Genomic DNA, 13,159 nt, shown 5'->3' on the forward strand with positions numbered 1-13,159 from the left:
GTTTTCCTATGCTGAAGCGATGGTTCTTGGGGGGCTGGCGTCAGCAAATTGGCCGCATTGAGGTAACAGGGGTGATCGATGGCAGAACCCGAGAGCGGGTTCTCAAAGCCTTGCAAGAGGTGGAAGAAAGACAGATCCCTGCCGTGGTGTTGCGCATCGACAGCCCCGGTGGGACAGTGGCAGACTCCCAGGAAATCTACAATGCCCTCTCGCGTCTGCGGGAACGCAAGGGCACGCGCATTGTGGCCAGCTTTGGCAACATCGCTGCCTCTGGAGGGGTTTACATTGCCATGGGAGCCGAGAAAATTGTCAGCAACCCCGGCACCATCACCGGCAGCATCGGCGTCATTATCCGCGGCAACAATCTCGAACGGCTGCTGGACAAGATAGGGATTTCTTTTAAGGTCATCAAGTCCGGCCCCTACAAGGATATCCTTTCCTTTGACCGCGAGCTGACCCCAGAAGAGCGCAACATCCTCCAAGAGTTGATCGACATCACCTACGGCCAATTTGTGCAAACCGTTGCTGCCGCTCGCCGGCTAAGCGTGAATGTGGTCAAAACCTTTGCCGATGGCCGCATTTTCAGCGGCGAACAAGCTCTGCACCTGGGCGTGGTGGATCGCCTGGGCACAGAAGAGGATGCCCGCCTCTGGGCCGCGGAGCTGTCAGGGTTGCCGCCCGATGCGAAGTTCTGCGATCTGCTCCCACGGCGCAGGGGTTGGGCCCGCTTGCTACCGGCGGCAGAGGCATTGGCGCGTCTGCAATTTGAGGTAAGCACCTCAGGCCTGCCCCTGTGGCTCTACACCGGTTCTTGAGAGACGGCCTCCACAACTGTGAGGATTGGTTCTCCCGCCCCCAACCCTTATGCCGGCATAAGAGAGCAGTTGGGAAGCAAAGCCAGAAGCCGCTTTGCCACCTGCTCCTGGCCGGGGGCTTGCGGCGGTGCGTCTGGCTGGCCGGAGTTACTCCTCTATTTGCCAGGGATCCTGCGCCAACTCCTCGTCGAAGATGCGGGGGGGACGCACCGCCATCAGCACTTGGCCCAGCAGGGGAGAGGGGGGCGAATCCTCTATCCACTCCACCGCCACAGCTCCCCCTCGATCCACCAGGAAAACCCCTGCCCTCCCTTCCCAGGTGCGAACGGCGCGATCCGCCACCAGCAAAATCGGATCCTGTTCTTCTTCAGGGGCCACCGGCCAGCCCAACAGGGATCCCAGCAAACCATTGTCCACCTGCAGGGCGACTGGGTCGGCGGCCCTTTGAATGGCCGGCCAAGCGGGCAAGGCCATCCACGTCTGCCCAGCCACGCTGGTGACCCAACCAAAAAGGCCTTGAGGCTCAACGGCAGGGATCTGCTCCCAGGTGGCGGTAGAAAGAGGCAGGGATCCGGCCACCGGCAGCAGACGGGGCAGATCCTCTTCCGGGCGAAACACCGAAAGCCTGGGCAACGGCTTGCGCTGGGGTTGGGAGCCGGGAGCCAACGTCGACAAGAGCCGCTCAACCTGTTGGCGGGCTGTTTCGCTGTGGGCATACTGAAAGGCGCGGCCAATGGCCCGGGTTCGCTCCTGGAGATCGCGGGTTTCCTGGGCAGTTTTCCAGGCTTGGTAAGCCACCGCATCGCCGGGGTGATCCGTGAACCCTTCCGGGAGCTGCCGCAGTTGGGCATAGTTTTTCACAGCCCGGGCGATCTCGTGGGCCTCATCGGCACCCAGGTTGCGGCTGACAACCAGCTCCGCCACCCGGACGCGATCCTGAGGCGAGAGGATGCGCAACTCGTAGAGAATATCGCTGCCTTTGTGGGCAAAGTGCTCCAAAACGGCTGAGCTGGCTCCTGCTTTCGCCATTCCTTCGTAAACCTGGGCGGCGACAACGATCTGGTTTTGGTGGGCGGGCTCAAACCCGGTCGCCTCGAAGATGGCCTGGGGAGTCATTTTCTGTCGTTGCAAGCTTTGGCAGGCCTTTGCCCAATCCAGCCACCCCCCCTCTTTGCGCTGCAGCCGGCCCATCAACAGGCTGGGATCCTCCTCCGGGGCAGTGGGTTCCGGCAAATGCTGACTCATGGCCACGCTTCCTCCGCAACGACAATAGCCCAAAATGAACGCATACAGAACCAACCCATCCAATACAGTAAACTACCCCATGGCTATAGCTTGCTTCCGCGAAGCAGTAGCCGGGGGCTTTGGGAAATCCTGTAGCCGGCAAGCCAGCCGCGGATCCCTGGGCTGGTTGATAAGGGCAGCCTCAAATAACATAGGCCTACGGCCCACTAACGCGGGGGGCAGCGTTGGAGCTCGCATCCCCTTCCCGCCCACGTGCAAGAGTGACCCCCCAACCGCTGGCCAACCTGCAAACACAAAAGGATAGCTCGGTAGCCTCGTACTTTAGGGCGGGGCGGAAAAGCCCGTAGGCAACTTGAGTTGCTCATAATGGTATCGTTGTTACCGAGGCGTGCCGTTCCCAGGCAAGCACCTCATCACGATGAAAAACTCGACCGGTGGCCAGCGTCTGGGAGATGCCAACGTCTCAGCCAACCTGCAAGGACTCTGCCCCCTGACGCGATCAGAAAAGTCAGCAGAACCTTGGGGCCTTGCCTCAAGGAACTGTCTAGCTAGAGGCGCTTTGGCAGCGCCTTTACGAGCCCGTTTGTGAACTACGTTAAGCATCCCCCGCCTTCCGGCGGAGGGAGTGTCAATTGCTCTCGGCGCTCTCTCGGCACTCGCCCTCCGTCACCTGAATTCGATGAAGTAGCCGCGCCTTTTCCCCTCCCCTGACCCCCCATCCAGATCCAAAGGGATCCCTCTCCCGCCATACCAGAAGATGAACTGGGGTGGGCAAAGCAAACTAGCTCATGCTGACCCGGCTGCGGTCATAGGTGAGACGGAAGGTGGGATGCACCTTTCCTTGGATGCGGTTCCAGAAGTTGCGCACATTGGCCTGCAGGCCAACCCGCTCCGTGCCACGCACCAACATGGCTTGCTGACGAACCCGAATCGCCCGTTGGTGGCCCATCATCAGGCGGCGAGCCAGCTCATCCAGAACGTGAGAACGGCCAGGAGCAGGTGCCTCGGCTGTCTGAACGGTTTGAGCCGGCGCTGCAGCAGCTTCGGAACGATAGGCCGCGCCCCGATAGAGCAGGTCAAGCTTGGTGGGCAAAACCACCGGCTTGCTCAGGTGGCGAAATCGCCAGTCCAGCCCCCGATAGCGACCCCCCACTTTGCCCGGAGAAACAGTCACCGTCGCCGGCGAGTGGGTGTAACCAACGCCACGGTAAGAGAGTTCCATGATCTTCATCTTCGCCTCCAAACGTATATGGTCTGTATCCACTTCACTTCCTGAGGAGTGACCTGAGATGTCCCGTGGACAGTCCCAAGGGTTGAGGCGCGTTCCTTCGGGATAGCTCCCTACTTCCGTCCTCCGGCTGCCGTCTTGCTCCACGATAAGCCAAACAGCAGGCGAGAGGATGAACGATTTCTTTCTACATTTTGTATTATAAGCTACGGTTTTGAGGTATTGCCACCAACTTTTAACGAAAATTTCCACTGATCCTCCCTTTAGCTGGCCAAGAACCCAGCCTGAATGAGGCGGGATCCCCTGCGGGAGCCGGTTTGCAGCGCTTTGGGTTGGGCCCAGCCTTCCACTCTGTCCGCAGGGCCGAAGAAAGCATTATCGTGGAAGAATCCTCAGGATTGGCTACAAAAGTTCATACTCCTGGTGGGGTGTCTCTGTGCAGGAAGACTTTCGCCTGATTCTGGACATCGTGACAGTGTTGGCGGCAGCGGCGGCGGGTGGTTTTCTGGCAGCGCTGCTGAGGCAGCCGGTGTTGCTTGGGTACCTGCTGGCAGGGATCCTGGTGGGACCAACGGGGCTGGGGTGGATCAAGGAGTTGGTGCAGGTGGAAACCCTGGCCCAGTTTGGGGTGACCTTTTTGCTGTTCAGCCTGGGAGTGGAGTTTTCCCTCAAAGAGTTGCGCCAGGTGCGGGGGATCGCCATTGGCGGCGGCGCTTTGCAGATCGGCCTGACCATCGCGATCACGGCGGCGCTGGCAGTGGCCAGCGGCTGGCTGACGCCGGTGCAGGGGATCTTCCTGGGGGCAGTGCTCTCTTTGTCTTCCACAGCGGTGGTGCTCAAAAGCCTCACCGAGACCAACCAGATGGGCACGCCCCAGGCTCACGCCATGCTGGGGATCTTGATTGTGCAGGATCTGGCGGTGGGGCTGATGCTAGCGGTGTTGCCGGCTTTGGATTGTCCTTTGCCGGAGCTGGCGGGATCCCTGGCCAAGGCGCTGGCGGAGATTGGCCTGGTGGGGCTGGGGGCGGTGGTGGGCGGGATGTGGCTGGTGCCCGCTTTCCTGCGCCTTTTGGCGCAGCAGGAGAGCAAGGAGGTGTTTTTGTTGGGGGTGATCAGCCTCTGCGTGGGGATTGCCCTGTTGACAGAGCGGCTGGGCATTTCCAGCGAGATCGGGGCCTTCCTGGCCGGGCTGATGATCTCAGAAGTGGAATACGCCGACCAGACCCTGGCCTATGTGGAGCCGCTGCGGGATGTGTTTGCCGCCCTCTTTTTTGCCGCCATCGGCATGCTCATCGATCCCAGCTTTATCGCTGCCCACCTGCCCTTAATCTTAGGGTTAGTGGGGCTGGTGATGGTGGGCAAGTTTTGCCTGGTGGCCCCTTTGGCCGGTCTGTTCGGCTACCCGCTCCCCTCAGCGGTGTTGGTGGGGCTGGGCCTCTCGCAGATCGGCGAGTTCTCCTTTGTCCTGGCCAGCGAAGGGCAAGCGCTAGGGCTGGTGTCGCGGCAACTGTATTTGCTCGTCGTCAGCACCACCGCCGTTACCCTGCTGGTCACTCCCCTTCTGCTCAGGGGCGCGCCGCGGCTGCTGGCAAAATTACAAGGGATCCCTTTCTTTGCCCGTTGGCTGGAAGCGAGCGAGCGGCCCCCCGCCCTGTCCCCCGACGCTCCCCAACAGGATCACGTGGTGGTGTGCGGCTATGGACAGGTGGGGCAGGACATCGTGCGCATCCTGGAAGCCCGTCGCCATCCCGTCTTGGTGATCGACCAGTCGGAACGGGTCATCCAACACCTGCGCTCCCGTGGGATCCCCTATCTCTACGGCAATGCCGCCAGCGCCCCGGTGCTGGAGAAAGCTGGCCTGCCCCGCGCCCGCGCCCTGGTGATCGCCCTGCCGGATCGCCTGAGCATGCGCCTTTGCCTGAAACGGGCGCTGGAACTGGCGCCCCACCTGGATGTGGTGGTGCGGGCCACCCATGAAGAGGACATCGAACAGCTCTATCAGTTGGGGGCCAGGGAAGTCGTCCACCCGGAATTTGAGGCCAGCCTGGGCTTGTGCAGCCATGTGCTGCTGAAGCTGGACGAGCCCCTGGAGGTCATCCAGCAGGAGATTCTGGCCATCCGCAGCAGCCACTACCGCGATTTGCGCCCTCCTTACCCCAGTTGTCTGATCCCCACCCCCGTGAGTTGGCCGGCGCAGCCCCCATCCCCGCCGCTCCTCGGCCATGCCAACGGCAGCCGCGACAGCGGCCCACCCGAGCCTGCGACCGCCTGGTGGGAGCACTGGCAGCGCCCTGTACAGCCGGAATGGGCAGGGATCTCGGGCTCGGCTGAGTAGATAGAGACAAAACCCCTCTCAGGGGAGCTAACCAGGATAGGGGATCCGCAGGAGCTGGTTGACCGGTGGGTGAGCCACCTGCACCTGTTTGCCGTCCGGCCACTGGATCTGGATGGCTTCTACTGCCGACTCGGATCCCAGGCCAAAATGGGCCACCGGCTCCATCTGGCAGAGGTAGCCGCTGCCGGCGTCGATGGGTCGGATCTGCGTGCGGGTAGAGGTAACCAGGCGTACCAAGGCGCCGCGGGCTGGGGATCCCTGGCGGGTGAGGGGCAGAACTCTCAGCCAGTTGTTGCCAGGGGCCAGCGGACGGTAGAAGCTCAGGGGCTGGGCGCCCGATTCTCCGTGGGCAACGAGCAGCTCTAGGCAACCGTCCCCATCCACATCCGCCACCGCCGCTCCCGTCCCCAGTCCCTGCGGCTCGACAGCATCTCCCATGTCGATAGCCTGCCAGCAGCCGGAGCGCCAGCCAAACAGCCGGTTGGGCTCGCCGATGTTGTTAAAAAACAGCTCTGGGTAACCGTCGTTGTCGAAGTCGGCAGCGATCACCGTGCGGATGCGGGAGGGCCTGGCCAGCTCGGGAGGGGCCACATTTTTGAAGACGCCGCTGGAAGTTTGGATCCAGAGGCGATGCGGCCCTTCCCAGTTGCCGTACACCAGATCCAACCGCCCGTCCCCATCCAGATCCACCGCTGCCACCCCCCGTCCGTGCTCGCCGGGATCCGCCAACCCCACCTCGGCGGCAATTTCCTCAAAGGTGCCATCCCCGCGGTTGCGAAACAAAAAGTTGGGCCCCTGCTCGTTGACGGCAAAAATGTCCATCCGCTGGGAAACCAGGGGCACGGCCACCAGCCCCCGCCCTCCCGTTACCCGGTTTACCCCCGCCTCTGGCGCCACATCGGCGATCATCTGGCCGGCGGACAGCTCGTAAAGGCGCATGGGGCCGCCATAGTTGGCCACGAAAAACCCGTACCGCCCCTGGCCAAAGCGATCCACGCAGGCCACCGAGCGACCTGCCGTCAAGTTGAGGGCATCTTGGTTGTGGGGCAGAGAGAACAGATCCACCCAACGGGATCCCTGCCAGTCGAAGAGGCGATCCCCAAAGCGCTTGCGCCCGCCGAAGGTATCAGTATTCAAGACGTAGAGTTCTTCTTGCCCGTCGCCGTCGAAGTCGCCGGCAGCCACCCCAATGGCCATCCGCCCTGCATCGGCCAGAGTATCGTCCACCAAATCCACCAGCGCCTGGCCGTTCCACTTCAAAACCCGATTCGGGCCGCGGAAGCCGCACACAAACAGCTCAAAAGCCCCGTCCCGATCCACATCGCAAATGGCAACTCCATAGGAAAAAGCAGGCGGGTTGAACTGGATGAGGGAGCTGCAATCTTGGAACATGGGGATCCCGTCGTAGGAGAGGCAGGAACTGGTGGGGCTCCAGACTCTAATGGTATGCTAGATCCTCGCTGTCGCTTCCCTTTCAACCATGCCACGCATCAAATCTGCCATCAAGCGCGTCAAGATTGCGGAGCGAAATCGCCTGCGCAACAAAGCTACCAAAGCCATGGTGCGCGCGCTGATGAAAAAAGTCACTTCTCTCTCCTCTGCTTACGCCGCCAACCCCCAACCGGAAACCCTGCAGGAGATTCAAGCGGCGATGAGCGCTGCCTTTAGCCGCATCGACAAAGCGGCCAAAACAGGGGTTCTCCACAAAAACACAGCCGCCCGTCGGAAGGCGCGTTTGTCTCGGATCGTGCAACGATCCCTGGCCGCCACAAGTGCCTCCTAAGACAGGGTCTTGGACGGGCAGGGCCCAAAGGTCTCTACTGCTGCCCCGGAAGCAAGCTTGAGCATTTGCTTACCGAGCTTTTGTTTGACACTCCCACCCAGGGGATTCTTACGCAGCCCAAAATGAACTCGTAAAGGCGCTGTCAAGACGCCCCCAGACAGTCTTTTGAGGCATAACCTCAAAGTTCTGCTTGCTTCGGATCTGTCTGGTTGCGCCGCTGTTGGTTGACACGCTTCTGGATCCCCCGCCCCCACACCCCCCGTATACGGGGCGATGGACCTACATACCTGCACAGCCAAGTTGCTGGACAGCCCAAACCGTGCATGGATTTCGCGGTCGCTCAGAGACTGAAGCTGAAGAGCGTTGGTTATCTTCTCTGGCGTGTTTTGGTTGACAGGCCTGGGCAAAGGCATCCAAAGTTGCATCCAGCTTTGTGGCTTGCGAGGCAGATACCTTGAGCTTGCAGAAGACAGTCAGGACTTGGGTCATGCAGGTTATATTAGGCGCTATCCCTCCCCACCGTACAGACGATGGGGAATCCCGCGCGTTTTCTTGAAATAGAACTGACCGCGCGGCCACTGTCGGTGGCGGAAGCAATGCGGGAAATCCGGGATCCTGTATCGGCCATGGCCCAGAAGCTGCCGATGCTTTTGGCCGTAGAGGTGCCCAGGGGAGATTCTACTGTCTCAGAGTCGGGGGATTTCTCCTGGGAAGCGATCAACACCGCCGCTTCCCCACCCTGCCGGGCTACCGCTGGAGTGGAAGGTTCCAGCGTGGGCTGAGAGGCTTCTGCTGGGCAGGTGAAAGATGACTGCGGCGGCCTCTTGCCAGGGGAGGTTTGTGGGGCCTTGCCTGTCCTGACGGCAGGGGGTACGGGAGGAGCCTTGCCGGCGATCTTTCCCCATAAAGCCTGGAGGAGTTGCCACATGGCTAAGTTGGCTCCTGAGCGAAAGGGCAGCGAGGGATGGTGCTATCCTGCCATGCTCTGACCTGAGAATCCACACCCTCTGCAAGCCTTGCTAGAGCAAAGTCATAACGAGTATGATTAAGGAGCTTACCTAGGGAGAGAATTCACCATGGCGCAAATTCGCGAGATTCCCTTGGCCCAAATTCGTCGCCCCTTGCCGCGGCAGACGGATCCGGAGAAGGTGCGGGCACTGATGGCTTCCATCGAAGCAATCGGGCTGCAGGAGCCGATCGAGGTTTTGGAAGTGGAGGGAGAGTACTACGGGTTCTCGGGCTGCCACCGCTACGAGGCATTTGTCCGCTTGGGTAGGGAGCGGATTCCTTGCCGGGTGCGCAAGGCAACGCCTGCCGTCTTAAGACTCCACCTAGCCTAGAAGGGATCCCTCTCTCCCAACCTATTTTTTGTCGCTCGACTCTTCCCGGGGGATGTAGCCCCGTTCGTAGGCAAAGCGCACCAGTTGGGAGCGATTTTCCAGAGAGAGCTTGCTGAGAATGTTGGTCAAGTGGGTCTGCACGGTACGCGGACTGATGAACAGCTTCTCGCCAATTTGCTTGTTGGTGAGGCCGCGGATCACTTCCCGGAACACCCGCTCTTCGGCAGGGGTGAGGGGGAGATCTGCCAAGGTGGGACGGGGGGCAGCTTCAGCTTTGGCCTGGGTCTGCTGCTGGATTAGGCGCAGAATCTCCAACTGGGTGCGGCGGGCTCGTTCGATTTGCGCCTCGATCTTGGCCACCAGCTCCAGCGGCTCGAAGGGCTTGATGATGTAGTCGTCGGCTCCCCACTCGTAGCCCTGAACGCGGTCATCCAGCTCGCTGCGAGAGGAGAGGAAGATGAAAGGAACGAGTTCGCCGCCCCGCTGTTGGCGCAGTTGGCGGCAAAACTCGAAGCCATCCATTTCCGGCATCACCACATCCGATACCACCACATCCGGCTGCTCTTGGGCAAACAGGCGCAACCCTTCTACACCCGAAGCGCCTGTACAAACCCGATAGCCGTGCTGGGTGAGGTGGCGGCTCAGCACCTTTAAGGAGAGGGGATCGTCATCTACGACCAATACGCGCTTCATGATGACCGGGGAGAGGCTGTTGAGGAATGGTTGAGGCGTAACAGAGGGATGACTTGAGGGCAGTGTTCAACCCTTGCCGCAAGATTGAAGTTTAGACAGGGATACTGGCAGTCAACTATAGATAGATCCTTGCCCCATGATAGTTTCGGAAGCGGTCTGGCTGCCGGCTCAGGCGGACTGGGCCTAAGCTCCCATCCCGGAGTAGTGTTGCAAACCCTTGCGCCACAGCCAGCGGTTGACCAGCCAAAACAGAACCAGCCAGGCCAGGCCCATGGCAAAACCGCGCGGGATATCTTGCGGGATCCCCACCCAGAGGCTGGCGGGAAAATGCACCAAGTAGGGAAAGGGCGTCCAGGCCAAGGCCTGACGCACCGCCGGCGGAAACACCTCCAGAGGGGCGATCACCCCTGAGAGAAATAGGTACACCAAAAAGTGGAATTGCTCCAAGGCCGATATTCGCTCCACCCAAAAGGCCAGCAGCGCCAGGGTGTACTGCATGAGAAAGCGCAGGGCAAACGCCAACAAAATGGCCAGGGATCCCAGCGCCACTTGTTGCCAAGACGGGATCCAAAAAGCGCGGGGGTAGAGCAGGAAAAAGAGGGCAATCAAAGCCACGGTAAAGGGGAGGCGGGCCAGGCGTTCCATCAGGTGGCTGGCCACATGGTGCCAAGCGGGATCCAGAGGCTGCAACAGAAGGGGCGAGAGTCTTCCCTCCACCACCTCCCGCTCAAAGTCCCAGATTACCCAGATGATGCTGAACTGGCGCACCAGGAACACGGCCAGGAAATAGCGGATGAACTCTAGGGAAGACAGCGAGAAATCTCCTGAACGGGCCGCCTCGCTCCAGAGCCCCATCATGATCAAGGGCAGGGATCCGGCCAAGGCCCACAGGAGCAGCTCCGCCCGGTACTCCAGCATGTAGGCGTAGTAGGCGGCAAAGAGCGCGCTCAGCTTGCGAAAAAAGGCGTTCATTGAGGTTCTGAAGGGGCAAGGGGGTACAAGGTGGGCAACAGGCTGGCCAAATTGACCACCGCCCCCACCACGACAATGGCGGGCGGCGCCGCAGGCGAGGGCTGACCGGCCAGAGACTCCAAACGGAGCAGATGAATCTCTTGCTCCGGGGTGGTGCCCCAGCGGATCAAGGCGACTGGGGTAGCGGGATCTTTTCCTCCCGCTAACAATTCGGCAGCGATGTAGCCGAGGTTGTGCATGCCCATGTAGATCACCAAGGTTTCTACGGCCTCGGCTAGGGCACGCCAATTGACCTGGGGGCGGTATTTGCCTGCCGCCTCGTGGCCAGTAACAAAAGCAACCGAGGAGCTGAGGTCGCGATGGGTGAGGGGGATCCCGGCATAGGCGCTGGCGGCCATGCCCGCTGTAATTCCCGGCACCACCTCCACCGGGATCCCGGCCTGCACCAGGGCCAGCATCTCCTCTCCCCCCCGCCCAAACATGAAGGGATCCCCGCCCTTGAGCCGCACCACTACAGCTCGTGTCTGCGCTTTTTCAATCAACAGGGCCGTGATCTGCTCCTGGGGCAAGGTGTGAGCCCCCCGCTGTTTGCCAGCATAGATGCGCTCTGCTGTGGGGGGGATCAGATCCAAGATGGGGGATCCCACCAGGGCATCGTAGATGACCACGTCCGCATGGGCGAGCAGGGCCTTGCCCTTCACCGTCAGCAGTCCCGGATCCCCAGGTCCTGCCCCCACCAGATACACTTTGCCCATCTCGAGTCCCAATGGTTTTCCGGAGATATCTATTCTGCTGGAACAGGACAGTTTTGACCAACCAACTCTACTTCCAGGTCAGACAGGCCGTCTGCAGGGTCTCCTGAATGGCCTGCACCAGTTGGGGATCCCGCCAGAGGGGCGGCTCCACCGTGATCTGCAACAAGGGCCATTCTCGCTGCAGCCGCTGAGCCTGTTCCTGTAAAGCGCGCAGCAGACCGCCCGGAAAGAGAAAAAACGGCAGCACCCGCAGGCGATACTGGCCGAGGCGCAGGCAATGGATTACGGCCGCTTCCAGTGTGGGGGGCTGGGCGGCAAAAGCCACATGCAAGCGGATTCCGGGCAAGCGCTGTTCCAGAGCTTGGATCCCCGCCTGGAGCTGGGCGGCAAATCCCGGCAGGCGGCTGCCATGGCCAAACAGGATCCAGCCGTGGGTCAGTTCCCCCAACCGCTGCGCCGCTGCCACCCGCGCTGCCACCAGATCAAGCAGGGCTGGATGCTGGCCAATCGGCGGTGTCAACAGCAGCTTCAGGTGCGGCCAGCGAGCTTGAACCTGCTCCAGGGCAGCCGGCAAGTCCTCCTCCACATGGGATCCCCCGCCCATAAACAGCGACAGCAGCACCACCGGCCCCTCCAGGCGGGCTGTCAGGTGTCTGTGAATCTGCTCCGCCAGGCTCAGAGGCTGACCTTCCAACTGGGCCAGCTCCACCGGTTGAGGAGCCAGCCGCTGCCGCACCCGGGCCAGCAAATCCGCCGCCGCTTGCTGGTATTCGGGATCCCGGCTGCCGTGACAAACCAAAAACACCAGCGGGGCTGAGGACATGGCAGCAGTCAGGGATCCAGACGCAACTGTTCTATTTTGCCACTTGGAAAGGTTCCGGCAACGTCTCGCGCCGCATCTGCGCGTATGATTTGATAAAGTACACACCTCCTTTTCAGACTCGTCGGCCCTTTCCCAGGATTTCATGTCATTTGAGAATCGTTCTACCACCCCCGAACTGTTGATCCATGTCTTGCGGGAGGGGTTGACCGAATCCATCCATCATTGCCAAGCGGTCGTGGCCGATAGCCGCGGGCGATCCCTGGCCATGGCCGGCAAGAGCACCACCCCTGTTTTTGCCCGTTCTGCGCTCAAACCCTTCCAAGCGCTGGCCATGCTCTCCACCGGCATCCGCGAGCGCTATCGCCTCAGCGAGAAAGACATCGCCATTATGTGCGCCTCCCATCAGGGCACCACGGCCCATGCGCGGCAGGTGTTCAGCATGCTCTGGCGGGCCGATCTGTCTCCCGATTTGCTGGTCTGCCCCACCCCACCCGGCAAGCCCAGCCCCCTCTGCCACAACTGCTCCGGCAAACATGCCGGCATGCTCCTGGCCAGCCGCGCTCAGAACTGGACTCTGCAGGACTACGCCCAGCGGCAACACCCCGTCCAGGCCCTGGTGCGGGCCAAGTTGGCCGACTTGTTGCAAATGCCCTCAGAAGAGTTTTTGTTTGCTCGTGACGACTGTGGCGTGCCCACCTACCAGCTACAACTCAACCACCTGGCTTCCCTATATGCCCAACTGACCGCCGGCGAGCGGCCGGACTTGGAGGCCATCGCCCGCGCCATGACCCACCACCCCGAAATGGTGGCTGGTGAGGGATGTTTCGACACCGAATTGATGCGGGCCACCCAGGGAGAGTTGGTCAGCAAGTCCGGCGCCGAAGGGATCCAGTGCATCGGGCGCGTCGGAGAGGGGATGGGCCTGGCCATCAAGGTACAAGACGGGGCCGCGCGGGCCAAATATGCCCTGGCCCTGCACCTGCTGCAGCGCATGGGCTGGATCCAACCGGCTGCCGCCGAGATGCTGGGGGAACGCTTCCTCGCCGTCGGCCCCTACACCCGCCTGGAGGTGGAAGGGGAGCTGCGCATGCCTTGAGCAACCCAACGGGGGCTGAGTCTTGCATCTCATTCCCTGGCAGTGTTACTTTGTCGAAAAACTGGAAGAGCAAT

Annotated in this window: 13 protein-coding genes, 1 pseudogene and 1 riboswitch; of the genes and pseudogenes, 6 read left to right on the forward strand and 8 right to left on the reverse strand. The window is 61.2% G+C overall.

The genetic code is table 11. From position 1 onward, the window contains the following. The first annotated feature begins 8 nt into the window (after nt 1-8). A complete protein-coding gene (gene sppA / locus CYA_RS04280; RefSeq protein ID WP_011429804.1) occupies nt 9-815 on the forward strand; it encodes a signal peptide peptidase SppA in 807 nt (268 codons plus the stop codon). 147 nt (nt 816-962) lie between these two features. On the opposite strand, the gene raf1 is transcribed toward sppA, so the two are convergent. Together raf1 and CYA_RS04290 are read right to left on the reverse strand one after the other, a co-directional pair. Further along, a complete protein-coding gene (gene raf1, locus CYA_RS04285) occupies nt 963-2,060 on the reverse strand; it encodes a RuBisCO accumulation factor 1 (protein WP_041438181.1) in 1,098 nt (365 codons plus the stop codon). A 781-nt stretch (nt 2,061-2,841) separates the two neighbouring features. Further along, nucleotides 2,842-3,282 (reverse strand): DUF4278 domain-containing protein, encoded by a 441-nt coding sequence (locus CYA_RS04290; protein WP_011429807.1) that lies wholly within the window; start codon nt 3,280-3,282, stop codon nt 2,842-2,844. Nucleotides 3,283-3,377: 95 nt separating this feature from the next. Continuing rightward, nucleotides 3,378-3,469: riboswitch (Glutamine riboswitch) on the reverse strand. A gap of 255 nt (nt 3,470-3,724) precedes the next feature. On the opposite strand from CYA_RS04290, the gene CYA_RS04295 reads away from it, so the two are divergent. After that, nucleotides 3,725-5,623 carry a cation:proton antiporter gene (locus CYA_RS04295; protein WP_011429808.1) on the forward strand — a complete coding sequence of 633 codons (1,899 nt, stop codon included), beginning with the start codon at nt 3,725-3,727 and terminating at the stop codon, nt 5,621-5,623. 27 nt (nt 5,624-5,650) lie between these two features. Here CYA_RS04295 and CYA_RS04300 read toward each other — a convergent pair whose 3' ends face one another. Further along, nucleotides 5,651-7,015, reverse strand: a complete 1,365-nt coding sequence (locus CYA_RS04300) for a CRTAC1 family protein (RefSeq protein ID WP_011429809.1) — start codon at nt 7,013-7,015, stop codon at nt 5,651-5,653. An 88-nt stretch (nt 7,016-7,103) separates the two neighbouring features. On the opposite strand from CYA_RS04300, the gene rpsT reads away from it, so the two are divergent. Beyond that, the gene (rpsT, locus tag CYA_RS04305) at nt 7,104-7,406 is read left to right on the forward strand and encodes a 30S ribosomal protein S20 (protein ID WP_011429810.1); all 303 of its coding nucleotides are present in this window, start codon (nt 7,104-7,106) and stop codon (nt 7,404-7,406) included. A gap of 269 nt (nt 7,407-7,675) precedes the next feature. Here the strand turns inward: rpsT and CYA_RS14640 are convergent. Next, nucleotides 7,676-7,895 (reverse strand): annotated as a pseudogene (locus CYA_RS14640) (RNA-guided endonuclease TnpB family protein); the annotation flags it as partial. Between the two features lie 95 nt (nt 7,896-7,990). On the opposite strand from CYA_RS14640, the gene CYA_RS04310 reads away from it, so the two are divergent. Then, on the forward strand, nt 7,991-8,188 hold the full coding sequence (locus CYA_RS04310) for a hypothetical protein (RefSeq protein ID WP_143597040.1): 198 nt from the start codon (nt 7,991-7,993) through the stop codon (nt 8,186-8,188). 294 nt (nt 8,189-8,482) lie between these two features. Continuing rightward, complete coding sequence (locus CYA_RS04315; RefSeq protein ID WP_011429811.1) at nt 8,483-8,746, forward strand: sulfiredoxin; 264 nt, start codon at nt 8,483-8,485, stop codon at nt 8,744-8,746. Between the two features lie 21 nt (nt 8,747-8,767). Here CYA_RS04315 and CYA_RS04320 read toward each other — a convergent pair whose 3' ends face one another. From CYA_RS04320 to CYA_RS04335, 4 genes are all read right to left on the reverse strand, one after another. Then, complete coding sequence (locus CYA_RS04320; RefSeq protein ID WP_011429812.1) at nt 8,768-9,439, reverse strand: response regulator transcription factor; 672 nt, start codon at nt 9,437-9,439, stop codon at nt 8,768-8,770. Nucleotides 9,440-9,622: 183 nt separating this feature from the next. Continuing rightward, entirely contained in the window at nt 9,623-10,411 is a 789-nt protein-coding gene (locus tag CYA_RS04325; protein ID WP_011429813.1) for an ABC transporter permease, read from the reverse strand. Beyond that, a complete protein-coding gene (gene cobA, locus CYA_RS04330; RefSeq protein WP_011429814.1) occupies nt 10,408-11,166 on the reverse strand; it encodes a uroporphyrinogen-III C-methyltransferase in 759 nt (252 codons plus the stop codon). Before cobA ends, CYA_RS04325 begins: the two co-directional genes overlap by 4 nt. Before the next feature lie 67 nt (nt 11,167-11,233). After that, nucleotides 11,234-11,989 carry a sirohydrochlorin chelatase gene (locus CYA_RS04335; RefSeq protein WP_041438185.1) on the reverse strand — a complete coding sequence of 252 codons (756 nt, stop codon included), beginning with the start codon at nt 11,987-11,989 and terminating at the stop codon, nt 11,234-11,236. 142 nt (nt 11,990-12,131) lie between these two features. Between CYA_RS04335 and CYA_RS04340 the strand changes: the two genes are divergently transcribed. Next, entirely contained in the window at nt 12,132-13,085 is a 954-nt protein-coding gene (locus tag CYA_RS04340) for an asparaginase (protein WP_011429816.1), read from the forward strand. The last annotated feature ends 74 nt before the right edge of the window (nt 13,086-13,159 follow it).

It is taken from the genome of Synechococcus sp. JA-3-3Ab, from assembly GCF_000013205.1.
In the GTDB taxonomy this organism is placed as follows: domain Bacteria; phylum Cyanobacteriota; class Cyanobacteriia; order Thermostichales; family Thermostichaceae; genus Thermostichus.